The organism is Actinomadura sp. ATCC 39365, assembly GCF_054392275.1.
In genome coordinates, this window is record NZ_CP184335.1 from 4307849 (window position 1) to 4332337 (window position 24489).

At 72.9% G+C, this 24489-nt stretch carries 23 protein-coding genes and 3 tRNA genes; 11 read left to right on the forward strand and 15 right to left on the reverse strand.

Features of this window, described 5'->3' with window-relative positions; genetic code table 11:
• Positions 1–9 precede the first annotated feature (9 nt).
• From ACNF49_RS21290 to ACNF49_RS21315, 6 genes are all read right to left on the reverse strand, one after another.
• Entirely contained in the window at positions 10–2178 is a 2169-nt protein-coding gene (locus tag ACNF49_RS21290) for a WD40 repeat domain-containing protein (RefSeq protein WP_482945558.1), read from the reverse strand.
• Between the two features lie 119 nt (positions 2179–2297).
• Entirely contained in the window at positions 2298–3806 is a 1509-nt protein-coding gene (locus ACNF49_RS21295) for an nSTAND1 domain-containing NTPase (RefSeq protein ID WP_482944774.1), read from the reverse strand.
• A 291-nt stretch (positions 3807–4097) separates the two neighbouring features.
• Positions 4098–4172: transfer RNA gene (locus tag ACNF49_RS21300), tRNA-Val, on the reverse strand.
• Between the two features lies 1 nt (position 4173).
• Positions 4174–4247, reverse strand: a tRNA-Cys gene (locus ACNF49_RS21305).
• 16 nt (positions 4248–4263) lie between these two features.
• Positions 4264–4335, reverse strand: a tRNA-Gly gene (locus ACNF49_RS21310).
• Between the two features lie 48 nt (positions 4336–4383).
• Positions 4384–5019, reverse strand: coding sequence for an ACT domain-containing protein (locus ACNF49_RS21315; RefSeq protein WP_357964331.1), 636 nt, complete (start codon positions 5017–5019; stop codon positions 4384–4386).
• Between the two features lie 79 nt (positions 5020–5098).
• On the opposite strand from ACNF49_RS21315, the gene dusB reads away from it, so the two are divergent.
• Complete coding sequence (dusB, locus tag ACNF49_RS21320; protein ID WP_357964329.1) at positions 5099–6208, forward strand: tRNA dihydrouridine synthase DusB; 1110 nt, start codon at positions 5099–5101, stop codon at positions 6206–6208.
• A gap of 10 nt (positions 6209–6218) precedes the next feature.
• On the opposite strand, the gene ACNF49_RS21325 is transcribed toward dusB, so the two are convergent.
• The gene (locus ACNF49_RS21325; protein WP_482944776.1) at positions 6219–6998 is read right to left on the reverse strand and encodes a phytanoyl-CoA dioxygenase family protein; all 780 of its coding nucleotides are present in this window, start codon (positions 6996–6998) and stop codon (positions 6219–6221) included.
• Between the two features lie 41 nt (positions 6999–7039).
• On the opposite strand from ACNF49_RS21325, the gene ACNF49_RS21330 reads away from it, so the two are divergent.
• A complete protein-coding gene (locus ACNF49_RS21330; protein WP_482944777.1) occupies positions 7040–7939 on the forward strand; it encodes a helix-turn-helix domain-containing protein in 900 nt (299 codons plus the stop codon).
• A gap of 24 nt (positions 7940–7963) precedes the next feature.
• Here ACNF49_RS21330 and ACNF49_RS21335 read toward each other — a convergent pair whose 3' ends face one another.
• Together ACNF49_RS21335 and ACNF49_RS21340 are read right to left on the reverse strand one after the other, a co-directional pair.
• Positions 7964–8215: a DUF2087 domain-containing protein gene (locus ACNF49_RS21335; protein WP_482944778.1), complete on the reverse strand. Its 252-nt coding sequence runs from the start codon at positions 8213–8215 to the stop codon at positions 7964–7966.
• A 14-nt stretch (positions 8216–8229) separates the two neighbouring features.
• Positions 8230–8457, reverse strand: coding sequence for a hypothetical protein (locus ACNF49_RS21340; protein WP_482944779.1), 228 nt, complete (start codon positions 8455–8457; stop codon positions 8230–8232).
• Positions 8458–8474: 17 nt separating this feature from the next.
• On the opposite strand from ACNF49_RS21340, the gene ACNF49_RS21345 reads away from it, so the two are divergent.
• Positions 8475–9038: a hypothetical protein gene (locus tag ACNF49_RS21345; protein WP_482944780.1), complete on the forward strand. Its 564-nt coding sequence runs from the start codon at positions 8475–8477 to the stop codon at positions 9036–9038.
• Between the two features lie 131 nt (positions 9039–9169).
• Here the strand turns inward: ACNF49_RS21345 and ACNF49_RS21350 are convergent, their stop codons facing one another.
• The 3 genes from ACNF49_RS21350 to ACNF49_RS21360 are packed head-to-tail and all read right to left on the reverse strand — an operon-like array spanning position 9170 to position 13513.
• Positions 9170–11668: a DEAD/DEAH box helicase gene (locus ACNF49_RS21350; protein ID WP_482944781.1), complete on the reverse strand. Its 2499-nt coding sequence runs from the start codon at positions 11666–11668 to the stop codon at positions 9170–9172.
• A gap of 45 nt (positions 11669–11713) precedes the next feature.
• Entirely contained in the window at positions 11714–12223 is a 510-nt protein-coding gene (locus ACNF49_RS21355) for a GNAT family N-acetyltransferase (protein ID WP_357964320.1), read from the reverse strand.
• 36 nt (positions 12224–12259) lie between these two features.
• On the reverse strand, positions 12260–13513 hold the full coding sequence (locus ACNF49_RS21360) for an acyltransferase family protein (protein WP_357964319.1): 1254 nt from the start codon (positions 13511–13513) through the stop codon (positions 12260–12262).
• Positions 13514–13699: 186 nt separating this feature from the next.
• On the opposite strand from ACNF49_RS21360, the gene ACNF49_RS21365 reads away from it, so the two are divergent.
• Positions 13700–14947 (forward strand): sensor histidine kinase, encoded by a 1248-nt coding sequence (locus ACNF49_RS21365; protein WP_357964317.1) that lies wholly within the window; start codon positions 13700–13702, stop codon positions 14945–14947.
• Positions 14938–15585, forward strand: coding sequence for a response regulator (locus ACNF49_RS21370; RefSeq protein WP_357964316.1), 648 nt, complete (start codon positions 14938–14940; stop codon positions 15583–15585). Before ACNF49_RS21365 ends, ACNF49_RS21370 begins: the two co-directional genes overlap by 10 nt.
• Before the next feature lie 142 nt (positions 15586–15727).
• On the opposite strand, the gene mihF is transcribed toward ACNF49_RS21370, so the two are convergent.
• The 3 genes from mihF to ACNF49_RS21385 form a co-directional block, all read right to left on the reverse strand.
• Positions 15728–16033: an integration host factor, actinobacterial type gene (mihF, locus tag ACNF49_RS21375; RefSeq protein ID WP_043641121.1), complete on the reverse strand. Its 306-nt coding sequence runs from the start codon at positions 16031–16033 to the stop codon at positions 15728–15730.
• Between the two features lie 101 nt (positions 16034–16134).
• Positions 16135–16539, reverse strand: coding sequence for a GlcG/HbpS family heme-binding protein (locus tag ACNF49_RS21380; RefSeq protein ID WP_358285520.1), 405 nt, complete (start codon positions 16537–16539; stop codon positions 16135–16137).
• A gap of 107 nt (positions 16540–16646) precedes the next feature.
• Positions 16647–17882 (reverse strand): ROK family protein, encoded by a 1236-nt coding sequence (locus tag ACNF49_RS21385; protein ID WP_482944783.1) that lies wholly within the window; start codon positions 17880–17882, stop codon positions 16647–16649.
• Positions 17883–17905: 23 nt separating this feature from the next.
• Here ACNF49_RS21385 and ACNF49_RS21390 point away from each other — a divergent pair, with 23 nt between their 5' ends.
• The 6 genes from ACNF49_RS21390 (at position 17906) to ACNF49_RS21415 (ending at position 24442) form a co-directional block, all read left to right on the forward strand.
• On the forward strand, positions 17906–19132 hold the full coding sequence (locus ACNF49_RS21390) for an MFS transporter (RefSeq protein ID WP_498702797.1): 1227 nt from the start codon (positions 17906–17908) through the stop codon (positions 19130–19132).
• Between the two features lie 267 nt (positions 19133–19399).
• Positions 19400–20431: a LacI family DNA-binding transcriptional regulator gene (locus tag ACNF49_RS21395; RefSeq protein ID WP_357964309.1), complete on the forward strand. Its 1032-nt coding sequence runs from the start codon at positions 19400–19402 to the stop codon at positions 20429–20431.
• Entirely contained in the window at positions 20428–21342 is a 915-nt protein-coding gene (locus tag ACNF49_RS21400) for a carbohydrate ABC transporter permease (protein ID WP_357964307.1), read from the forward strand. The genes ACNF49_RS21395 and ACNF49_RS21400 overlap by 4 nt, the downstream gene beginning before the upstream one ends.
• Positions 21339–22157: a carbohydrate ABC transporter permease gene (locus tag ACNF49_RS21405; protein WP_352328137.1), complete on the forward strand. Its 819-nt coding sequence runs from the start codon at positions 21339–21341 to the stop codon at positions 22155–22157. Before ACNF49_RS21400 ends, ACNF49_RS21405 begins: the two co-directional genes overlap by 4 nt.
• A 12-nt stretch (positions 22158–22169) precedes the next feature.
• Positions 22170–23480 carry an ABC transporter substrate-binding protein gene (locus ACNF49_RS21410; RefSeq protein ID WP_357964306.1) on the forward strand — a complete coding sequence of 437 codons (1311 nt, stop codon included), beginning with the start codon at positions 22170–22172 and terminating at the stop codon, positions 23478–23480.
• Complete coding sequence (locus ACNF49_RS21415) at positions 23477–24442, forward strand: ADP-ribosylglycohydrolase family protein (protein WP_482944785.1); 966 nt, start codon at positions 23477–23479, stop codon at positions 24440–24442. Before ACNF49_RS21410 ends, ACNF49_RS21415 begins: the two co-directional genes overlap by 4 nt.
• Positions 24443–24489: the final 47 nt, after the last annotated feature.

Sequence of the window (24489 nt, forward strand, 5' to 3'; positions counted from 1 at the left end):
CGATTCTGCTCACGGCCCACCGGCCGGCGCCGCCCGGGTGGGCGCCTCCGGCCGGCCGGACGGACAACCCCGCTGGTACGGACGCCGCGGGAAGTACGCCCGCCACTCCGCGGACGCCAGCTCCCCGGCCCGCCGGCACAGGACGGCGGCCGAGGCGGCCGGATCGAGCTCGTACCGCTGCACCGGGACGTGCTCCCCGGCCGCGTACAGGACCCGGCCGCCGTCGCCGAAGGCCAGCGCGAGGACGGCGTCGCCCGGAGTGGGCAGCGGCGATCCGATCGGCTGGCGGGAGGCCACGTCCCACAGCTGCAGCGAGCCGTTCGCGCCGCCGGACGCGAGCACCGTGCCGTCCGGCGAGAACGCCAGCGCGTTGACCATGACGCTGCGGTCGGTGGCGGCCGTCGTGGGGATCGCCAGCGTGCCGAGGCGGCGCTCCGCGCGGCCGTCCCACAGGACGGTGCGGCCCGTGGCGTCGCCCGCGGCCAGGTACCGGCCGTCCGGGCTGAAGGCCAGGGAGGTGGTCTCGCCGGGCCCGTACCGGCCCTGGATCGGCCTCATCGAGGACAGGTCGACGAGGTCGCCCGCGGAGGTGACCAGCAGCCTCCGGTCGCGGTCGGTCCGCAGCTCGTGGCCGGTGACGTCGGGCAGCACCTTCGTGACGGTCCGGCTGCGCGGGTCCCAGACGCTCAGCCGGCCCACCATGGGCGGGGAGGCCGCCAGCAGCGTGCCGCCGGGGCCGAAGGCGAGGGAGCCGACCGAGCGGGCGTCGCCGTCCAGCGTCAGGCTGTCCGACAGGCGGACGCCGGCGACGTCCCACACGGACACCCGGGTGGGCAGCGAGCGGTAACCCAGGGGCGATCCGCCGTAGGCCAGCCGCCGCCCGTCGTCGTCGAAGGCCAGCAGCACCGTGCACTGCGGGACCTGCGACTCCGGCTCCGGGCAGGCCACCTCCGGGAGGTCGGCGGTGGGCCGGCCGGTCCGCCGGTCGTACAGCCGGAAGCGCACGAGGCCCGGCTCGTGCCGCGGGTAGCCGAGGGCGAGCGTGGCCCCGTCCGGGCCGAAGGCCGCCGCGGCGGCCGCCTCCTCCCGCCATCCGGGGCTCGCCGCCCCGCCCAGGCCGAGGGTGCGCACGGTCGCGGGCCACGTGGAGCCGGACCCGGCGAGGTAGCGGATCCGGTTCGCCGCCGGGTCCACCCGCAGGTCCACCGCCTGCTCACCCGACAGGGGATGCCGGAAGACCGGCGATTCGGGAGCGGCCAGGCGCCACAGGAGGATCGCGGCGCCGTCGGAGGCGGCCAGGAAGGCGCCGTCGGCGCTGAAGGACACCTCCTTGACGTCGCGGCGGACGACGCCCGGCAGCTCCTTCCCCGACGCGAGCTCCCACATGCGCACCTTCTCCTTCGTGACCACCGCCAGACGCCCGCCGTCGGGGGTGAAGCGCACCCGCTCGTACTGGCACTGCTCACGGGTGAGGACGGGCGCCCACGGCGTGCCGATCCTGCGGGCCGCCGCGACGTCCCACAGCTGCAACGGCTCGCCGGGCACGCACAGCGCCAGCAGGCGGCCGTCCGGGCCGAGCGTCGCGTCCGGGAACGACGGGTCCGCCCAGTCGCGCCGGTCGGCCGAGCTGCGCAGGTACGCCGTCCCGAACTCCCAGGTGATCTCCGCCGGCTCGGCGGGCGCCCGGCGGGGGAACACGATCGTCAGCAGCTCGCGCCGGGTCCGCGTGTCCCACACCCGGACCCGGTACGTGTCCCGCCCGGCGTCGTAGCCGATGACGGTGTGCCCGTCCGGGCCGGCCTCGTACCCGTCCGGCGCGCGGCCGAGGGCGGCCGGGGCCCGGCTGCCGGTCCGCAGGTCCCACAGGCCCACCTCGCCGTCCGTCAGGCGCATGGGCAGGGTCCACGCGTCGCCTCGCCCGGCGCCCAGCTGGTCCAGCGCCGCGCCGGGGCCGGGCATGGAGCCCGTCGCGCGGCGGGCGTCCAGGTCCCAGGACGTGACCTGGTCGGCGCCGACGCTGAGCAGGGTCCGCCCGTCGGCGCTGAGGTGCCGCCTGGTCCGGTTGCCGCCGGCGGGGTCGGTGAAGACGTCCTGGGGCTGCTGGGCGGCCGCGGTCAGCAGGGCGGAACGGGTCTCCGGCAGGTCCGCCAGCCGCCAGGCGGCCAGGGCCAGCCGCATCGAGGCGCGCGGGTCGGAGTCGCGCAGGCTCGCCGCCACGCCGGCCGTGCGGCGGGCCTCGGCCTCGCGCTGCCGCTGCTCACCGGTCCTGCTCTGCTGCCAGGCCAGCAGCGCCGCGGTCAGGGTGAGCACGAGCAGCACCGCGGTGGCCGTCGTGCGCCGCCTGCGCCGTCGTCGTTCGCCGTCGCGGGCGGTGAGGCTCGCCGTGAGGAAGTCGCGTTCCAGCGGCGTGAGGCCGTCGGTCCGTCCGAGGTGCTCGTCGGCGACGGCCAGCGCCACCCCCGGTACAGGCCGCCAGGGTCGCGGTCGTGGTCCGTCCAGGTGCCGGCCGCCTCGGTCAGGCGGCGGTGCACGCGCAGGCGTTCGCGGTCCTCCTCGATCCAGCCGTGCAGCCGGGGCCAGGCGGTGAGGAGCGCCTCGTGCGCCAGGTCGACGCGTCCCTCGTCGAGGGTGACCAGCCGCGCCTCGGCCAGCCGCTCCAGCAGCACGCCGGTCTCGTCGTCCGGCTCCCCGGTGAGCAGTTCGGCGCGCTCGACCGGGCGGCGGGTGTCCTGGCCGTCCTGGCCGGGGGTGACCAGTCGGAGCATCAGGTGGCGCAGGCGCTCCCGCCGCGCGGGGGACAGACCGGCGTACAGTTCCTCGGACGTGCGCGCGATGGCGCTGCGCAGACCGCCCGCGGCCGCGTAGCTCGCCACCGTCAGCACCCGGCCGCGCCGCCGCCGCCAGGTCTCCAGCAACGCGTGCGACATCAGCGGCAGCGCGCCGGGCTCGCCCGCCACCTCCCCGACGATCATGGCGGTCAGCTCGCGCTCCACGACCAGCCCGGCCCCGGCCGCCGGCCGGACGATCGCGGCCCGCAGCTCGGCCGCGCTCATCGGGCTCATCAGCAACGTCGCGTCCCTGGCCGCCTCGGCCAGCCCGCGGTGCCCGGCGCACTGCCCGAAGAAGTCGGCCCGTACGGCCAGCACGACCCGCGGCCCCTTCCCGGCCCGCGCGGCGGCCAGCAGCGCGTCGATGAAGGCGGCCCGCCGCGCCGGGTCGGCACACAGCGCGAAGACCTCCTCGAACTGGTCGACGACGAGCACGTCCGCCCGCACGCCGGCCTCCTCCGGCCGCGGCTCGGGACCGGGCGTGACCACGCGGACCACGGGCGGCCGGCCGCCGCCGGCCCGCAGCAGCCGGGGCACCAGCCCCGCGCGCAGGAGGGAGGACTTGCCGCTGCCGGACGGCCCGACGAGCAGGACCAGCCGGTGCTCGCCGACCAGCGCCGCCAGCCGCTCCACCAGCGCCCCGCGTCCGAAGAAGCGGTCCTGGTCGCTGGTCTCGAACCGGGCCAGCCCGAGGTACGGGGCGGGGGAGTCGTCCTCGGCGGCCGCCTGGGCGAGGGCTTCCCGGTCGGCCTCCGCCCAGCGCCGCCGCCAGGTCTCGACGTCCCCGCCGCAGGCCTGGACGTAGGCCAGGGCGACGGGCAGCGAGGGCAGCCGGTCACCGGCGGCGGCCTGGGCGAGGGTGGCGGCGGAGTAGTGGGCGCGGGCCGCCATCGACCGGTACGTGAGCCCGCCGGCCTCCTGCCGTAACTTGCGCAGCTCGTACGCGAATCGGGCGACGGGCCCGGAGGTCGGGTCCAACGGCTGCTCACGACGGCCCAACGTTTCCTCCAGCGGATCCTCTCAAGATCACGTTACTGGTCACGAAAGATACGGAGTCCCCGGCCGCCCCGATCAGGACGTGCCGAGCGCCGCGAACTTCCGTCCGTTGGCCGGCAGGCCGGATCCCGCCACCATCTGAGCGGCGCGCCACCGCTCTGTCCGGGAAGCGCAGGGACGGGCTCGCCCGCGAACCGGCCCGTCATCGAGGGCGGCCGGGGCTCGGACAGCCGAAAGGCCAGACCCCGATGTCCCGGGTCTGGCCTTGGAGTGTGGTGGACGATACTGGGATTGAACCAGTGACCTCTTCCGTGTCAGGGAAGCGCTCTCCCGCTGAGCTAATCGTCCTTGGAGGTGGAGACGGGATTTGAACCCGTGTGGACGGCTTTGCAGGCCGCTGCCTCGCCTCTCGGCCACTCCACCGAGTCGAACCACTCCGAGCGGAAGACGGGATTCGAACCCGCGACCCTCACCTTGGCAAGGTGATGCTCTACCACTGAGCCACTTCCGCGCTGTTGCGTGCCTAACTCTAGCGCCTTTTCCGACCAGATGCTTCCCGCTACTTGCGGAGCCGGCGGGCGACGCCGCGTTCGGTGGCCGGCAGGCTCAGGAAGATCTCCAGGATCCGGGTGAGCCGGTGGACCTCGATGCGGTGGAAGGCCGGCCCCTCGGAGCGGGCCAGCAGCAGGGTGAGGGCGAGCGGCGGGAGCGGGGCGTGGATGGCGTGCACGCCGCCGTCCAGCGTGAGGGCCGCCGGGCGTGGTGGCGCCGGGCTGGGGACGGTCAGGCCCTGCGGGGCGCGCCAGCTCGCGTAGACCACGCCGTGGTCGGCGGCCGTGGCGGCCCAGTCGGCGCTGAACAGCACGGGCAGCGAGTCGACGAGCGTGGTCAGCCCGCGGTCGCCCGCCGTGGTGATGTACTTGAGTATCTCCAGCTCGGGGTAGGTGCCGGCGGTCTCGCGGGTGGTCCAGACGCCTTCCACGCGGACGTCGTCGACGCTCTCCAGGCTCTTGACCAGCACCTCCCGCGAGGTGCCCTCGGGGCAGAAGACGGTGATGTCGTCGACCGCCGAGCCGGCCCCCCGGTCGAGGACGGTGACCTGGGTGATGTCGGCCCCCGCCGTGCCCAGGGCCTTGGTGACCTGGGCCAGAGACCCCGGACGGTCGGGCAGCGCCACGCGCACGCGAAGAAGCATCGATCCCTCCCTGGTGATGCCGGTCCACAGCCTATAGGCGAATACCGCTTCCGGCCTGAGCTGCGCTACAACTGACGGAGTGAAGATTGGGCCGATTGGGGCATGGCCGCCCGTGGTGCTGGCGCCCATGGCGGGCATCACGAACGCGCCGTTCCGGGTGTTGTGCCGGGAACAGGGCGCCGGGCTGTTCGTGTGCGAGATGATCACGACGCGGGCGCTGGTCGAGCGCAATCCCAAGACGCTCAGGATGATCAGGTTCGCCGAGTCGGAGCGGCCCAGGAGCCTGCAGCTCTACGGCGTCGACCCCGACATCGTCGGGCGGGCGGTCCGGATGATCGCCGAAGAGGACCTCGCCGACCACGTCGATCTCAACTTCGGCTGCCCGGTGCCCAAGGTGACCAGGCGCGGGGGCGGGTCGGCGCTGCCGTACAAGAGGAACCTGCTGCGGCGGATCCTGCGGGCGGCGGTGGCGAACGCGGGGGCGCTGCCGGTGACGATGAAGATGCGCAAGGGCATCGACGACGACCACCTGACCTACCTCGACGCCGGCCGCATCGCGGTCGAGGAGGGCGTCGCGGCGATCGCCCTGCACGCCCGCACGGCGAAGCAGCACTACGGCGGCGTGGCCGACTGGGCGGCGATCGCGCGCCTGAAGGAGGCCGTGCCCGAGATCCCGGTGCTGGGCAACGGCGACATCTGGTCCGCCGACGACGCGGTGCGCATGGTGGCGCGCACCGGCTGCGACGGCGTCGTGGTCGGGCGCGGCTGCCTCGGGCGTCCGTGGCTGTTCAAGGACCTGGAGAACGCGTTCAACGGCAGCCCCGAGCGGGTCAGGCCGACGCTCGGCGAGGTGGCCGGGACGATGGAGCGCCACGCGGCCGGCCTCACCGAGTGCTTCGACACCGAGCGGTACGCGATCGCGGACTTCCGCAAGCACGTCGGGTGGTACCTCAAGGGGTTCGAGGTCGGGAGCGCGCTGCGGCGGGAGCTGGCCACGGCCGAGTCGCTCGACGGGCTCCGGGAGGGGCTGGCCAAGCTCGACCACGACCAGCCGTGGCCGCCGAACACCGACACGCCCCGGGGGAAGTCGGGCGAGCGTCAGAAGGTGCAACTGCCTGACGGGTGGCTCGACGACCCGTGGGACTGCGTGGTCCCGGACGAGGCGGAGTCGGACATATCCGGCGGCTGACGGGCCGCGGTCAGTGGGGGCCGGTGGCTTCGGTGCCGCAGGGGCCGCCGCCGGTCGACGGCTCCAGGAGCACGCGCTCGCCGTCCATCGTCAGCGTCTCGTACCAGGACGAGATGCGCTCGGCCGAGCGGCCGGTGTAGTGGCAGATGAAGCTGCGCCTGAACCGGTCGGCCGTGCTGTTCGGCTCCGAGCCGTGCACCAGGCTGCCGTTGAAGAAGAGCACGTCGCCGGGCTGCATGTCCACGGGCACCCGCTCCAGCCCCGGGGGCGGCGGGACGTACTCGCGGGTGAAGGAGAGGTCCTGGTCGGCCTCCTCCGGACAGAACAGGTCCATCAGGTGGGTGCCGGGGACCACTTCGAGTCCGCCGTTGGCGCGGTCGACGCGATCGAGCGCCACCCAGGCGGCCACGCACGTGCCCGGCTCGACCCGCAGGTAGAAGTTGTCCTGGTGCAGCGCCTGCCCGCGGGCGCCCGGCGGCTTGAAGTAGAACATGCTCTGGGCTGCTATCGGCTCCTCGCCCAGCAGCTCGCGCAGGATCGCGGCGAAGCGGGCGTCGAGCAGGTAGCGCAGGGCGACGTCGTTCACCTGGTGGGGGTGCATGATCCGGGGGTAGTCGCGCAGGACGTCGTAGGGCGCGCCCGGATCCTGGGGGACGGGGGAGAAGTGCCCGGGTATCGGGCCGGCGGCGTGCAGGGCCATGAACTCCTCGCGCAGCTCGGCCACCTCCTCGGGAGCCAGCAGCGCGGGGACGAGCACGTACCCCCGGTCGTGGAAGTCGTTCAGCCTCATGCCCTTCACCGTAGGCATCCGGCTCGTGGGACGGTATGACCGTGACCGCTGAGAACCTGTCTGTTCCTGCTGCCGAGCTGATGATCGTCGGCCACTACGACAAGCCGGCCGGGTACGGCACCCGCCGCCCCCACGGTTCGCCGAGCTGGCTGCTGCTGTGGACCCAGGCGGGGGAGGGGCGGGTCGAGCAGGCAGGGGCGGCGTTCACCGTGCGGGAGGGGGACCTGGCGGTGCTCGGGCCGGGCTCGGCGCAGCGCTACCGGGTCGCGCCGGGGGCGGGGAGATGGCGGTTCTGGTGGGTGCACTTCCAGCCGCGCCCGTCCTGGACGGCCTGGCTCGCGCCGTACGCCCTGGCCCCCGGCTGCCACCTGGTCGAGGGTGTGCCCGCCGGGGTGCGCGACCGCGCCGACCGGGCCTTCGACCGCGCACTCCAGGACGCCCGCTGGATGCCCGGCCACACCACACCCGCCGGGCCGCCGTCCACCACGCCGCCGTCCGCGCCGGCGGTCGTCATGTCGAGTCCCGCCCGGGAGCTGGTGCTCGGGGCGGTGGAGGAGGTGCTGGTGCTGGCCACGGCCTCGGCGGGGGCCGTCCTCGCCTCCGGCGCCGAGGGCGGGGACGAGCGGGTGCGCCAGGCGCTCGACCTCATCGCCGCCGAGCCCGAGGCCCAGCACTCGGTCGCCTCGCTGGCCCGCGCGGTGGCGCTGTCGCCGTCCAGGTTCGCGCACCTGTTCGCGGCCGAGACCGGCCAGACCCCGATGGGCGCCGTGCGCCGGGCGCGGGTGCGGCACGCCGCGAGCCTGCTGGAGGTGACCGACCTGGACGTCGGCCAGGTGGCCGCCGCCTCGGGCTTCGTCAGCCCGTTCCACTTCAGCCGCGCCTTCAGGCGCGAGTACGGCCTGCCGCCCCGCGACTACCGCGCCCGCCTGCGCCGCCCCTGACCCCCGTCAGCCCCCTGACCCGCCTCACACCTCGACCGGCCCGCCGCTGCGCCAGTAGACGTTGCCCTCCCTGGACAGCAGCCCCTCGTCCACCAGGTAGCGGCGCAGCGCCGCGAAGTCGTCGTGGAAGGCCCGCAGGGCCACGTTGACGTCGGCCTCGGGGTAGCGCACGCCCGGCTCGAACACCCGCGAGATGTAGCGCAGCACGATCAGCCGCTTGTCGCGGCGCATGCCCATGGTGGTCAGCCGGCCCTCGACCAGGAACGTGCGCAGCACCCGCTCCTCGGCGCTCAGCTCCGCGGGGGCTCGGCCCGCTCCCGCAGCAGCTCGCGGAAGCGCTCCGGCCGCGCCCGCCACTTGCCGTCGTCGTCGCGTTCGGCCAGGCCGCCGCTGGCCAGGCGGTCGAGCGCCTTGGGGGGCAGGTCGCCGGTGTCACCGAGCACCAGGGACGCGAGTGCGCGCAGGGTGTCGTCCTGACAGAGCAGCCCGAGCACGCGTCTGAGGTCTTCGTCGCTCACCCCTACCATTTTGTCCCATGATCGCAGCACTGTTCGTCGCCGTCGGCCTGGCCATCCCGGGCAACTTCCTGCTGTACGAGAAGGCCGCCGCCAAGAAGGACCCCAATCCGGAGCACAGCTGGACGGTGTCGGGCAAGAAGAACGCCCAGCTCGTCGTGAACCCGTGCCAGAAGGCCGGGCTGGGCCAGGCCGGGCGCACGGCGGCCAGGACGATCGTCTACACGTCGGTGCCCGACTACTCCAAGTCCGAGCAGGTGATCCTCTACTCCTCGCCGCAGGCGGCCGGCAAGGCGGTCGGCGACCTCAGGGCGGCCGTACGGGCCTGCGGCACCGCACGCTACCGGTACGGCGCGGTCAAGATCGCACTCGGCGACGAGGGCCTGCTGGTCACCGGCCAGGCCTACGACCACGGCAAGCCGGCCGTCGGCGGCGAGCGGGCCGTCGTGACCCGCCGCGCCAACGCCCTGATCGTCTACACGGCCGGCGGCGAGTGGGGCAAGCCCGCCAAGGCCGACTTCAGCCGGCAGCGGAAGGACGCGGGCACGATGCTCGCCAAGATCTGCACGCTGGCGGAGTGCTGAATGTCTCGATCTTGAGACATCGCCATGACCCGACGCCTAACTTCGCCGTCCGACAATGAAGCGACAAGCCGGTGCCGGAACGCCCTTGCCAGTCCGTTCCGGCACACGGCTTGTTCTCTTTCCGTAGCCGCTCAGAGCCGGTTGAGCCCGACCACGTGCAGCACGGCCCGGCCCTCCTCGTCGGAGGCGGCCAGGTCGACCTGGGCGTCGATGCCCCAGTCGCCGTCGCCGGCCGGGTCCTTGATCGTCTGGCGCACCCGCCACAGGCCGCTCTCCTCCTGGATCCGCAGCAGCGCGGGCCCGCGCGCGTCGGCGTCGGTGAAGATCTCCTCGTGGTCGGCGTAGTACGCGTCGAGCGCCGCGCCCCAGTCGACGTCGGGGGCCAGCTCCTCCAGCTCGTCCTCCTTCTCGATGGCGCACAGCTCGACCAGCCGGAACATGGCGTTGCGCACCAGCACCCGGAAGGCCCGCGGGTTGGCCGTGACCGGCCGCACCTTGGTCTCCAGCTGCGCCTGGCGCTCCAGCGCCTCCTCGGGGTTGGTCAGCTTCTCCCACTCGTCGATCAGCGAGGAGTCGACCTGGCGGACCAGCTCGCCCAGCCACTCGATGAGGTCGACCAGGTCCTCGGTCTTCAGGTGCTCGGGGACCGTGCGCGACAGCGTGCGGTAGGCGTCGGCCAGGTAGCGCAGCACCGTGCCCTCGGAGCGGGCCAGCTCGTAGAACTGGATGTACTCGCCGAACGTCATCGCGCGCTCGAACATGTCGCGCACCACCGACTTCGGGCTGACCGTGTAGTCGCCGACCCACGGGTGGCCGCGCCGGTAGGTCTCGTACGCGCCGAGCAGCAGGCCGTCGAGCGGCATCGGGTACATGACCTCGGCGAGCTGCTCCATGCGCTCCTCGTACTCGAGGCCGTCGGCCTTCATCTGGGCGACCGCCTCGCCGCGCGCCTTCTTCAGCTGGGCCGACAGGATCTGGCGGGGGTCGTCGAGGATGGACTCGACGATCGAGACCATGTCGAGCGCGTACGAGGGCGACTCGCGGTCGAGCAGGTCGAAGGCGGCCAGCGCGAACGTGGACAGCGCCTGGTTGAGCGCGAAGTCCTCCTGCAGCTCGATGGTCAGCCGGGCCCGCCGGCCCTGCTCGTCGGGCTCGGCGAACTGCTCGACGATGCCGCCGGCCAGCAGCGACCGGTAGATGGCGATGGCCTGGCTGATGTGCCGCCGCTGCCACTTGCGGTCTTCGTGGTTGTCGGTGAGCAGGTGTCTCATCGCCTGGAAGCAGTCGCCCGGCCGGTTGATCACGGCCAGCAGCATCGCGTTGCTCACCTTGAAGCGGGAGTTGAGCGGCTCGGGCTCGGCCTGCTGCAACTTCTCGAACGTCTCCTCGCTCCAGCCGACGAACCCCTCCGGCGGCTTCTTGCGCGCGTAGCCGCGCCGCCGCTTGGGGTCGTCGCCGATCTTGGCCAGCGCCTTGGCGTTCTCGATGTCGTGCTCGGGGGCCTGGCAGGCGACGTAGCCGATGGTGTCGAAGCCCGCGCGGCCGGCCCGCCCGGCGATCTGGTGGAACTCGCGGGCGCGCAGCCGGCGGACCTTGTTGCCGTCGTACTTGGACAGGGCGGTGAACAGGACCGTGCGGATGGGCACGTTGACGCCGACGCCGAGCGTGTCGGTGCCGCAGATGACCTTCAGCAGCCCGGCCTGGGCCAGCCGCTCCACCAGCCGCCGGTACTTCGGCAGCATCCCGGCGTGGTGGACGCCGATGCCGTGCTTGACCAGCCGCGACAGCGCCCGGCCGAACCGGGTGGTGAACCGGAAGCCGCCGATCATCGTGGCGATGGCCTCCTTCTCGGCCTTGGTCGCCATGTTGATCGACATGAGCGCCTGGGCCCGTTCCATGGCCGCGGCCTGCGTGAAGTGCACGACGTAGACGGGGGCCTGCCCGGTGGTGAGCATCTCCTCCAGCGTCTCGTGCAGCGGCGTCATCCGGTAGGAGTACACCAGCGGCACCGGCCGCTCGGCGTGCTTGACCACCGCCGTGGGCCGCCCGGTGCGCCTGGTCAGGTCGCGCTCGAACATCGACACGTCGCCGAGCGTGGCCGACATCAGCACGAACTGCACGTCGGGCAGCTCCAGCAGCGGCACCTGCCAGGCCCACCCGCGGTCGGGCTCGGCGTAGAAGTGGAACTCGTCCATCACGACCTGGCCGATGTCGGCCGCCGCGCCGTCGCGCAGGGCCACGTTGGCCAGGATCTCGGCCGTGCAGCAGATGATGGGCGCGCCCGGGTTGACGCTGGCGTCGCCGGTCATCATGCCGACGTTGGCGGTGCCGAAGACGGCGCACAGGTCGAAGAACTTCTCCGACACCAGCGCCTTGATCGGCGCGGTGTAGAACGTGCGGACGTCTCTGGTCAGCGCGGCGAAGTGGGCCCCGGCGGCGACCAGCGACTTGCCCGAGCCGGTCGGCGTGGCGAGGATCAGGTTGCTGCCGGAGACGACCTCGATGAGGGCCTCCTCCTGGGCGGGATAGAGCGTGAGCCCCCGTTCGGCGTTCCAGGCGACGAACGCGTCGAATATGACGTCGGGATCGGCGTCGATGTCTTCCGGCAGGCGGTCAACGAGAAGGCTCACGTCTCTATCCTGCCGAAGATTGCCGTGTGGTCGAACCCGCCGCCCCTAATGGAGGTCGAGTTGGAGCAGCACGGTGTCGATCCAGCGGCCGTGCTTGAACCCCACGTTCCTCAGCCGTCCCGCCTCCTGGAACCCGAAGGCGGCGTGCAGCCGCAGCGAGGCGGGGTCGCCGCCGTCGGCGATCACCGCGATCAGGGTGCGCGCGCCGGTCGCCGACGTCCGCCTGATCAGCTCGCCCAGCAGCAGGCGGCCGAGCCCGCGGCCGGTGGAGCCGGGCGCGAGGTAGATCGAGACCTCCAGGCTGTGCCGGTAGGCGGGCTTGGGCCGGTACTGGCTGAGGTAGGCGTAGCCGGTGACGGCGCCGGCGACCGCGCCGTCGTCCTCGGCCACCAGGAACGGCAGCCCCGCCGCCGCCAGCGCCGCCGCCTTGACCCGCCACTCGTCGGCTCCCGGCGGCGTCTCGTCGAACGTGGCCACGCCGCCGGTCACGTAGTGGGCGTAGATGGCGGTCACGGCGGGCACGTCGGCCTCGGTCAGGTCGCGGATCGTCGTCATGCCGCCCGATTGTGGCCGGGGCGCGTTTCGCCGGTGTTACACGCGGGCCTTCGGCGCCGTCAGCAGCAGGCCGCCGAGCACCGCGAGCACCGCCAGGAACGGGCCGCCGCCCGGCACGAAGCCGCCCACGGTCAGCGTCAGGATCCCGGCCCCGACCAGCCCCGCGGCCACCAGCATGACCCCGCGGCCGGCGGTCCCGTACGGCAGCGACGGCGGCGTCTCGAACCTCGCGAACGCCCGCACCAGCCCCCACATGACCAGGCACAACATCCCGAACCACACCGGCCACCCGGCGAACCAGAACAGGCTGCCCGGCTCCGGCGTCTCCACGCCCAGCAGGACCACGACCACGCCGGTCACGGCGAACAGCGCGGGCATGTGCCACAGGTAGACCGTCATGATCCGCGGGCCGGCCCAGTCCAGGACGCGGCGCAGGGGCAGCCGGACCAGCCAGGGGCGCAGCAGCACGGCCAGGCCGATCTGGCCGACGCCGACGGCCATGATGGCCAGCGTGGGCGGGGCCATGTTGGACACCTCGGCGCCGGGCAGGCCGATCATGCTGCCGGGGTAGGGGCCGAACCCCACCAGCAGCGCCGCCACGCCGAACCCGCCGGCCGCCAGCAACCCGGGCAGCCGCACCCGGCCCTCGGCGTAGAAGAAGCCGATCTGGTGCACGGCCAGCCACACGAAGACGATGTTCAGGTAACCGGCCGCCTCCAGGCCGGTCGAGAAGCGCACGACGTCCGTCAGCGCCGCCCCGGCCGCCAGCGCGACGGGGACCAGCACGCCGAACCTGCGGTGCAGGCGCAGCGCGTACGGCGTGACCGTGACCGCGATCAGGTACACGGCCAGGAACCACAGCAACTGCCCGGTCAGCTTGGCGCCCACCGCCAGCGGCTGCTCCGGCACCCCCAGCGTGAGCAGCACGTGGGGCAGCGGGATCCACACCGCCGCCAGCGGCAGCAACGGCCAGGCGAGCCTGCGCAACCGCCCGGCCAGCCACTCCTGGTCGCTCTTCGCCGACCGGCCGCGGCTGATCGCGTTGGCCGCCCCGCCGGCGAAGAAGACCAGCGGCATGACCTGGCTGAGCCACGTCACCACCCACACCCCCGGCGTGGACAGCGCGTTGCCCGTGGTCAGCCGGCCGCCCTCGTAGGACAGGACGGGGATCGTCCAGTGCTGGAGCACGATGAGCGCCATGCCCACCACGCGCAGCAGGTCGATGAACGGGTCCCTGGCCGTCGCGCGCGGCGCCCGTACCGGGGCGGGACGATCGAGCAGGACGGTCATGGGGGAGCCTCGTTTCGAGCGGGGAGCGGATGACTCAAGGCTTCCGTCCCGGACGCCTGAGCACACTGCCGCGTGCCGCCGTCTTCAGGTCAAGATCGCACCACCCCCGGGGGTAGGGCCAGCCCTACCCCCGGACGCCTGCGTACCTGCTCGTACCGCTCCGCCGGGGGACTTAGCCTTCATGGCATGCGCTCCCTGATGAGGCGTGTCCTTCTCGACACCCGCTACACGCTGGTCGGATTCCCGACGGCCGTCATCGGCTTCGTGACCATGATCGCCGGCTTCGCCGCGGGCGTGGGCACCGCGGTCGTGTGGATCGGCGTGCCGCTGCTGGCCGGCACGCTCCTGGTCGCGAGGGGCTTCGCCGACGCCGAGCGCGGCTGGCTGTCCGACGTGCTCAAGCGCCCGCCGGTGCGGCCGCGCTACCGTCCGGCGCCCGAGGGGGCGGGCCGTTTCCGCCGCATCGTCAACCCGCTGACCAACGGCCAGTCGTGGCTCGACCTGCTGCACGGCATCCTGAACTTCCCGTTCGCCGTTCTGGCGTTCGTGCTGACCGTGGTGTTCTGGGCGATCCCGATCCTCGGGCTGACCTACCCGCTCTACGGCCTGATCACCTCGCGCATCCCCGGCAACGCGGAGCTGCCCGAGCTGCTCGGGCTGGGCTCCGGCTACCTGGTGAACACGATCTTCTACGTCTCGCTCGGCCTGGTCTTCACGTTCGTCATGCCGTTCATGGTGCGCGGGGCCGCGCTGGTCAGGGCCGGGCTCGGCCGGGCGCTGCTGACCGGCGTCGCCGAGTTGCAGGAGCGCATCGACGACCTGGCCGAGGGCCGGGCGGCGGCCGTGTCGGCCGAGGCCAACGCGCTGCGCAAGCTGGAGCGCGACATCCACGACGGCCCGCAGCAGCGCCTGGTCTCCCTGGCCATGGAGCTGTCCAGGGCGCAGCGGCAGCTCGCCAAGGACCCGGAGGCCGCCTCGGCCACCATCAGCTCGGCGATCAGCGCCACCCGCGAGACGCTCGACGAGCTGCGGGCCCTGTCGCGCGGCATCGCGCCGCCCATCCTGTCCGACCGCGGCCTCGCGCCCGCGCTGGCCGCCCTCGCCGGCCGCTGCACGGTGCCGGTCGACCTCGACGTGCAGATCGTGGGCCGCTTCCAGGCGGCGACCGAGAACGCGATCTACTTCGTCTGCGCGGAAACCCTGACCAACGTGGCCAAACACAGCCGCGCGACCATCTGCACGGTTCAGCTCCTCCGCATCGGTGACGTTCTCATGCTCACGATCGGGGATGATGGTGTGGGCGGCGCACACGTCGCCAAGGGACACGGCCTGGCCGGTCTGGCCGACCGGCTCCGGGCCGTCGACGGGGAGCTCACCGTCAGGTCGCCGGACGGCGGGCCGACGGTGATCGTGGCGGAGGTGCCGTGCGCGTAGTCGTGGCCGATGACGCGGTCCTGATCAGGGAGGGCCTGGTCAGGCTGCTGGAGGAGTTCGGCTGCGAGGTGGTCGCCACCGTGGGGGACGGCGACGCCCTCGTGGAGGCGATCGTCGAGCACAGACCCGACGTGTCGGTGGTCGACGTGCGCATGCCGCCGTCGTTCACCGACGAGGGGCTGCGGGCGGCGGTCGAGGCCCGGCGCCGGGTGTCCGGCGCCCCGGTGCTCATCCTGTCGCAGTACGTCGAGGTCTCCTACGCCGACGACCTGCTCGCCGACGCCCGTGGCGCGGTGGGCTACCTGCTGAAGGACCGGGTCGTCGACGTCGACGAGTTCCTGGAGGGCCTGCGGCGGGTGGCGGCGGGAGGCACCGTGTTCGATCCGCAGGTGGTGTCCCAGTTGATGGTCCGCAGACGCAAGGACGACCCGCTGGCGCAGCTCACGCCGCGCGAGCGCGAGGTGCTCGGGCTGATGGCCGAGGGCAAGTCCAACCCGGCCATCGGGCGGCAGCTCGTCATCAGCGACGGCGCCGTGGAGAAGCACATCAGGAGCATCTTCAACAAGCTGGGCCTCTACGCCGAGGACAGCGACCAGCATCGCCGCGTGCTCGCCGTGCTGGCGTACCTGAGGTCCTGACCTCCCCTGAGGTCGACTGCCTGAGGTTGACCCCTCGGCCGGGCCCGCCGTGGAGCGTGCGCCGCTCTCCGGCCCCTCCTGGCCCTACGAGGGGTCGCCGGCCGGTCCGCGCGACGTGGCGCGCGGACCCGGCCGCCCGGTCCTAGCCGAGCGCGTCGACCAGCTTCTTGCGCTGCTGGGCGCCCAGGCCGCCGAGACGGCGCTTCTCGTCGACGCCGGCCTCCTCCATCAGCGCGGTGGCCTTGGCCGGGCCGACGCCCTTGACGGCGCGCAGGGCCTGGGACACCTTGATCTTCTTGGCGATGTCGTCGTCGCGCTCCAGGAGCTGGGCGAAGGTCAGCTCGCCCGCCTTGACCTTGGCGAGCAGGGCCGTGCGGGCCGCGCGGGCCTCGGCCGCCTTCGCCAGAGCCGCCTGACGCTGCTCGGGGGTGAGAGTGGGAAGTGCCATCTCGTTCTCTCCTCGGGGAGTTGGGTTCGGGAAACTGTTTCCCGTGGTGCAGTGGCTAATCATGGCGGATACCAGCGGTTCGTGTTGCGGAAAGCGCCCGCTCAACGGGTCCGCCACACCAGGGCGGCCGCTTCGGCGCACGCCACGTCCTGGCTGATCGTGCCGCCGCTGACCCCCACGCCGCCGGCCACTCGTTCCCCTTCGCCGTTGTCCGCCCAGAGGGGGATACCGCCCCCGAAACAGACGAATCTGTCACCAGTCAGACCGAAGAGCTCCCCGCCCGGCGCCACGAGCGGAGCCAGGTCCGCGGTGGCCGCGCGAAGGGCCACCGACGTGTACGCCTTGCCCGGCGCGAGCACCGGCCCGGCGATCTCCGCACCCGCCATACGCTGGAAAGACACCAGATGTCCGCCCGCGTCCACGACCGCCACCGAGACCAGCGCGCCCTCCCGGACGGCCTGCTTCAGAGCGGCCTCGGTCATGCGGAGCGCGAGTTCGAGATCCACGCGTTCCCACCCCCGTCGATGATCGTGAGCGCGCCGGGCCCTTCCATCCGTACAGCGCCGGGGGAGGGGGCGCAAGATCGCCTGGTCGGCGCTCGGGTGGCCGGAAGTTATTGCAAGATTTTCCCCTTGAGGGTGGAATGCGTCACATTTCGTGATCCGGGCGTGTCGGCGCCCTGGTCGGGGCCGGTTTCACGCCATCTCTCCAGCCCTTCGGGGGTCAGGAAGGCGTCGAAGACCGACTCCATGGCTCCCACCAGGGCGGCGCGCCAGCCCAGCGCGGCGGCCTCGATCCGGGGCGGGCGCTCCCGGCGGATGGCCATCAGCGCGGGCCGGCAGGAGTCCATCAGGGCCTCTCCCGCGCGCTCCAGCAGCGCGACGCCGTGCCCGGAGAGCGTGACGACCTCGGGGTCGTGCGCGTTGACCAGGGCGGCGACGCCCAGGCCGAGCGCGCGGGCCCCGGCCTCGACCGCCTCCCGGCTGCCGGCCAGCACCTCCTCCGCCTGCGCGCGGCCCCGGCCGCCGCCGTGGGCCAGGCCCACGTGGCGCAGCAGCGCGTTCGCGCCCACCTCCTGGCCCCAGCAGCCGGTCGCGCCGCACGCGCACGGCCGGTCGCCGCCGCCCAGCGGCATGTGGCCGAACTCGGCGCCGGGGCCGCTCGCGCCGTCCAGCGGCCGGCCGTCCACGACGAGGACGCCGCCGAGGTCGAAGTCCACGTGCAGGTGCAGGCCCACCCGTACGCCGCGCAGCCGTCCCCGCCTGGCCTCGGCCAGCGCGGCCAGGCCCGTGTCGTTGCCGACCAGGACGGGGTCCGGGCCGGCCGGCCGCCATGCGAGGCCCAGCAGCCGGGGCACGTCCACCGACCGCCAGCCCAGGTGGGCGATGTCCACCAGCCCGTCGTGCCGGACCGGGCCGGCGAGGGCCACGCCGAGGCCGACCACCCGCCGCGACAGGTGGTCGGCCACCGCCTGGCCGAGCGAGGCCAGGGCGCCTTCCGGGGTGCCGTCGTGCGGCTGGACCTCCAGCACGCTCGTCCGTCCGCCCAGCTCGCACGCCGCCAGCTCCCAGGCGTCCTCGCGCACGTCGGCGGCCAGCGCCAGCGGGCCCAGCGGGTGGGGGCCGGGCACCTGCGTGGGCCGTCCCCTGGTGTGCCCGGCGGCGGGCTCCTCGTGCAGCAGGGCGTCCTCGGCCAGGCCGGCGACCAGCACCGACGCCGTGCCCCTGGCCAGGTTGAGGTCGCGGGTGAGCTGCGACCTGGTACGGGTCGCCGCGCAGTCGTGCACCGCGCGCAGCAGCCGGACCCGGTTGTGCGCGCGAAGTTCGCCGCTCGTCGTAGCACTTTTCACAACTCCCAGCTTATGCTCTAGGCGTGAACAAAAGCCTCATTGATGCCAGACGGGCACGTGTCGGAGTCTTCGGTCTCTTCTCCCTCAGCGGATTCGTGATGGGTCTGTGGGCGGCGGGCCTGCCCTCGTTGAACGACCGCCTCGGCCTCGGCGCCGCCAGGCTGGGCACCGTCCTGTTGCTGATCTCCGGCGGCGCCCTGGTGTCGATGCTGGCGGCCGGGCGGCTGGTGGACAGGTGGTCGAGCCGGCAGGTGTGCTGGATCGGCGGGCCGCTGTCGGCCGTGCTGCTCCTCGGGCCCGCGCTGGCCCCCTCGTACGGGCCGCTGATGGCGCTGGCGCTGGCGTTCGGGATGGGGCTGGGGGTGATCGAGGTCGCCATCAACGCCCACTCCGTCGAGGTCGAGCGGGTCTACGGCCGGCCCATCATCTCGGCCTTCCACGGCACGTGGAGCCTGGGCGGGGCGGCCGGGGGCGTGCTGACGTCCCTCGCGCTGCGGGCGTCGATCGACCCGCAGGCGCTGCTGGTGGCGGGGGCGGTCGTCGTCCCGTTCCTGTACCTGCTGGCCTGCCGCCTGCTCCTGCCCGACGCCTCCCGGCAGGCCGGCGAGGAGGCGGACGGCGGCGAGGGCGGCGGCACGCTGAAGTGGGCGCTGATCGCGCTGCTCGGGGTGGCGGCCTTCGCCGGGCACCTGAGCGAGGGCGCCGCCATCGACTGGGCCGCCCTGCACGCCCGCTGGGTGCTGCACACCGACCCGGCCGACGCGCCGCTGGCCTACACGATCTTCTCGGTCGCGATGACGACCGTCCGCCTGCTCGGCGACCCGATCAGGGCCAGGCTCGGCTCGGTGCGCACGATCCAGCTCGCCGGCGGCTTCGCCACCCTCGGGTACGTCCTGGTGCTCGCCGCCCCGGCGCTCGGCGGGCCGCTGCGCGTGGTGTGCGCGTGGACCGGCTGGGCGCTGGCCGGCGTGGGGCTGGCCACGGTCGTGCCGGTGCTGTTCAGCGCGGTCGGCGCGGCGGGCGGCCCGGTGGGCCGCGCCCTGGCCATGGTGACGGCCTTCGGCTACAGCGGGCTGCTGCTCGGCCCGGCGGTCCTCGGGTACGTGGCCGAGGCCACCGAGTCGCTGCCGGTCGCCCTGATCATCCCGGCCGTCCTGGCCGCCGTCGTCGCGCTCAGCGGCGCCCCGGGGATCCGCCTGCTCACCCGGCAGTCGCCGCCCGCGCCCGTCCCAGCCGAACGTCCCGCGTAGCCGCCGGACGTTCCGTGTGGCCGCGGTGCGTGGGCGGCCCGCGGCCCGCGGTGGCCGTCCGCGGCCTGAAGCGTTCTGACGTGTTCTGGCGCGCCCGCTTCCCCGAGCCCGGGGGAGCGGGCGCTCCTCTTTCCCCCATATGCCCGCTGACCTGGCGTTATGGGATCGTGACTTGACCCCGAAGTTGGGGCCCGGTTTCATGTGCGAAACACGGTAAACGTTTACAGACACTTTCCCGTAAACGTTTACCTTCTCGGAAGGACAGCCTTGGCCGACGGACCCACGATCACCACGATCGCCGAGCGCGCCGGTGTCTCGATCGCCTCCGTCTCGCGGGTCCTCAACGGCCTGCCGACCAGGCAGGAGACCGTGCGCAAGGTGATGGCCGCCGCCGACGAGCTGGGCTACGTGCGCAACGCCGTGGCCAGGTCGCTCAAGTCCCGGCGCACCCACCAGGTCGCCTTCGCCATGGCCGACGTCGGCAACCCCGCCTACCTGGCGATGCTGCGCCAGATCCAGCCGGTGCTCAAGGCGGCCGGCTACCGGCTCGTCCTGCACTCGACCGACGCCGTCGTGGCCGACGAGATCGACGTGCTGCACAGCCTGGGCGAGCGGTACGTGGACGGGCTGATCATGAGCCCGCTCCGGGTCACCGACGCCCACCTGGAGATGCTGGCCGCGGCCAGGGCGCCCGTCGTGATCATCGGCACGGTGCCGGAGGGCACGCCGGTGGACAACGTACGGGCCGACTCGCGCACCGGCGTCAAGCTCGCCGTCGACCACCTGCACGCGCTCGGCCGCCGGCGGATCGCGCTGGTCAACGGCCCGCCCGACACCTGGCCCGGCGCCTCGCGCGGCGCGGCCTACCGCGAGGCGCTCCAGCAGCTCGGCCTGCCCTACGACGACGACCTGGTCCAGATCGGCGACTTCTACCGCGCGCAAGGGGGCCGCGCGGTGGCCGAGCTGCTGGACCGGGCGCCCGACGTCGACGCGCTGATGTGCGCCAACGACCTGATCGCGCTCGGCGCCCTCGACGTGCTGCGCGCCGCGGGCCGCCGGGTGCCCGAGGACGTGGCGGTGGTCGGCATGGACGACACCGACCTGGCCGCCGCGTCCTGGCCGTCGCTGTCGAGCGTCTCGCTCGGCTCGGCCGAACGTGGCAAGGCCGCCGCCGAGCTGCTGCTCGACCGGCTGAACGGCGACGACGCCGCGCCGCGCGTGATCACCGTTCCGCCGCGCCTGGTGGTGCGGGCCTCGACGGCGGGCGAGACCTACGGACATGAGGGAGGCAGGACGTGACCGCGACCGTGACGACGGCGGCACCGCCCCGGCGCCCGCCTTCCCGGCGGCGTCCCAAGTCGCGCGGGAACCGCGAGATGTGGCTGCTCATGCTGCCCGCGCTGGTGCCCGTCGCGCTGTTCAGCGTCGGCCCGCTGCTGTACGGCATCGGCCTGGCCTTCACCGACGCCCGCAACACGCGCGTCCACGAGACCAGCTTCGTCGGCCTGGAGAACTTCGGCCGGCTGCTCACCGACGACGACTTCTGGGCCTCCTTCCGGATCGGCGCGATCTGGTCGGTCTCGGTGACCGTGCTGCAGTTCCTGGCCGCGCTCGGCCTGGCGGTGCTGCTCAACCAGAACCTGCGCTTCAGGACCCTGGCCCGGGTGCTCGCGGTGGTGCCGTGGGCGATGCCGCCGGTGGTCATCGGCCTTATGTGGAAGCTCGTCTACCACCCCGACGCGGGCATCCTGAACAGCCTGCTCGGCACGCACGTCAACTGGCTGGCCGACTTCTCGCTCGCGCTGCCCGCGATCATCGTGGTGGGCGTCTGGACCGGCATGCCGCAGACCACCGTGGTCCTGCTCGCCGGACTCCAGGGCATCCCGAAGGAGCTCTACGAGGCCGGCGAGGTCGACGGCGCGGGCCGCTGGCGGCGGTTCTGGAGCATCACGCTCCCGCAGCTGCGGCCGGTGATCGTGTCGATCACCTCGCTCGACTTCGTGTGGAACATCAACCAGTTCGGCCTGGTCTACGTGCTCACCCAGGGCGGGCCCGGCGGCCAGACCCGGCTGCCGATGTTGTTCGCCTACGAGGAGGCGTTCCGCTACCGGATGGCCGGATACGCCTCGATGCTCGGCCTGGCCATGGCGATCGTCGTGCTCACGGTGCTCGGCCTGTACCTGTGGCGCCAGATGAGGGAGACCCGATGAGACGCGCCCCGCAGTACCTCGCGCTGGTCGCCTACATCGTCTTCCTGGCGTTCCCGCTGTTCTGGCTGCTGTCGACGGCGCTGAAGACGCCGCAGGAGATGGCGCTCGCCGACCCGACGTGGATCCCGCGCGAGCCGACCCTGTCCAACTTCTCCGACGCCTTCGGCGAGCAGGACCTGATCGGCGCGGCCGGCCGCAGCCTGGTGGTGGCGCTGTTCAGCAGCGTGATCACCGTGCTGATCTCGCTGCCGGCCTCGTACGCCATGGCCCGCTACCGCAGCCTGCTCAACAAGGTCGCGATCGGGTGGGTGCTGGTCAGCCAGGTCTTCCCGTTCATCCTGATCATCATCCCGCTCTTCATGATCCTGCGGGATCTGGAGCTGGTGAACACCCTGCCGGGGCTCGTCGTCGTGCACGTGACGTTCACGCTGCCGTTCGCGCTGTGGATGCTCCAGGGCTACGTGCGGGCCGTGCCGCGCGAGCTGGAGGAGGCCGCGGCCGTCGACGGCGCGACCCGGCTGCGCTCGATCGCCAGCGTGGTGGCGCCGCTGCTCGCGCCCGGCGTGGTGGCCACGCTGCTGTTCTCTTTCATCTCGTCGTGGAACGAGTTCCTGTTCGCGCTCGTGATCCTCCAGGACCCCGACGTGATGACACTCCCGCTCACGCTGGTGCGGTTCACCGGCCCCGAGGGGGTGGCCAGGCTCGGCCCGCTGGCCGCGGCGTCGCTCATGGCGACGATCCCGAGCCTGATCTTCTTCGCAATCATTCAGCGGCGACTGAAGTCCGGCCTGATGGCCGGCGCCGTGAAGGGCTAGTAGGAGGCTCATATGCGAATCAAGTCCGCATTGGCGGCGGCGGCCGTCGTCGCGTTCGCCGCCGCGTGTGGCAGCAGCGGAGGAGGGGGCGGTGGAGAGGCCGCCTCGTCCGGCGAGCCGGTGAAGCTCAACTTCCTCAGCCTGGCCTGGCAGAAGGAGTCCGTCGCGGCCAACAAGCAGATCGTCGACGAGTGGAACAAGGCCAACCCCAAGACCCAGGTCACCTACGTGCAGGGCAGCTGGGACAACGTCAACGACCAGCTCGTCACCCAGTTCGCCGGCGGCACCGCGCCCGACGTGATCCACAACGACTCGCCGGCGCTGGCCGGGTTCGCCTCCGACGGCTACCTGCTCGACCTGACGAGCAAGCTGCCCGCCGAGCTCAAGGGCGACATCCCGCAGTCCGCCTGGGACACCGTCACCTTCAACGGCGGCAAGGGCGAGCAGGGGATCTACGGCGTGCCGTTCCTGCAGGAGTCGCAGGTCATCATCGCCAACAAGAAGCTCCTGGACGCCTCCAAGGTGCGCGTCCCCACCGCGGACAACCCGTGGACCTGGGACGAGTTCTCCGAGGCCGCCAAGAAGATGACCAAGGGCGGCACGTTCGGGGTGGCCTGGCCGATGAAGTCGCCGGTCAACAAGACGCTCAACCTGGCGCTCAACTTCGGCGGCACGTTCTTCCAGACCGCCGAGGGCAAGACCACGGTCAAGGTCGGGCCGGAGGAGCGCGAGGTGCTGCAGCGCATCCACGACCAGCTCTACAAGGACAAGTCCGCCGACCCGGCCGCGCTCGGCCAGGGCACCGCCGACCCGCTGCCCGCCTTCTACAAGGGCAAGTTCGCGCTGCTGCCGGCCGGCGTCTACCTGCGCCAGCAGGTCGCCGAGCAGGCCCCGGACGACTTCGACTGGGTGACGCTGCCCGCGCCGAAGGGCACCAGCGCCCAGCAGGGCGCGGTCTCCCAGACGCTGTCGATCGCCCAGGACAGCAAGCACCAGGACGAGGCCATGAAGTTCATCTCGTTCTTCCTCAACGGCGCCAACCAGGCCAAGCTCGCCAAGGGCGACTGGCTGCTGCCGACCTCGCAGACGGCCGCCGCCGACCCGGCGATGACCACCCAGGACAACGGCTGGGACGTCGCCACCGCCTCCGCCAAGAACCTGGTCGTGGCCCCGTTCCTGAAGGTGAACGGCTTCGACGAGTGGAAGAGCAAGGTCGCCACGCCGGTCCTCCAGGAGTACTTCGCCAATAAGATCACCATCGACGACGCGGCCAAGCGGCTCGTCGAGGACGGCAACCAGGTCTTGGAGCGGTACCAGCAGTGACTCATCGCCTGAGGGCCCGGGGGTGTCTGCTCGGCCTGGCGGCCGGCGACGCCCTCGGCGCCCCCGCCGAGAACCTGTCGCCGTCGGAGATCCGGCGGCGGTGGGGCCGGCTCACCGAGATCGAGGGCGGCGGCACCGACGACACCGAGTACGCCATCTTCGCCGCCTCGCTGCTCGTCCGGCACGGGCACGCCCTGACCGCGGCCGACGTCGCGCGGGCGTACCGGCAGGAGATCATCCCGTCGGTGACCGGGCCGATGCGCGGTGCCGGCTTCTCCGAGCTGGGCACGATCGAAGCGCTCCGCCGGGGGCTGGAGCCGCCGCTGACCGGGCGTGTCCACCAGCACGGCTGGTCCGACGGGCTGGCCATGCGGGCGGCGCCGTACGGGATCTTCTGCCCCGGCGACCCGGCCGAGGCCGCCCGCCTCATCGAGCAGGACGGGCTGGTCAGCGGGTCGGGCGAGGGCATACTCGGCGGCCGCGCGGTCGCCGGGGCGGTGGCCGCCGCCATGGCGGGCGGCACGCCCGCCGAGTCCGTGGAGGCCGCGCTGTCGGTGATCCCCGCCGACTCCTGGACGGCCCGTGCCGTCGTCCGGGCGCGCGACGTGGCCGCCAAGGGCACGCCGGCCGAGCCTGACCTGGTCGAGGCGCTGCACGAGGCCGTCGTGGTCCGACACTACCCCTGGACCGACCTCGCGCCCGAGGCCGTCGCGCTGGCGCTGGGCGCCGTCCTGGCGGGCGGCGGCGAGGTGGAGGCGACGGTGACGTTCGGGGTCAGCCTGGGCAGGGACGCCGACACGATCGGCGCCATCGCCGGCGCGGTCGCCGGCGCCATCCAGGGAGAACAGGGCGTGCCCGGACGATGGGCCGCCCGGATCGGCCCGGTGAGCGGGAAATGCCTGCCCGTCGTGGCCGGAAGACACGTGCTGGACGTCGCCGACGAATTGGCGGAAGGACTGTAGATCATCATGTCGGGGGACAGAATCAGGGGGCCTTCATCGGGCTCGCC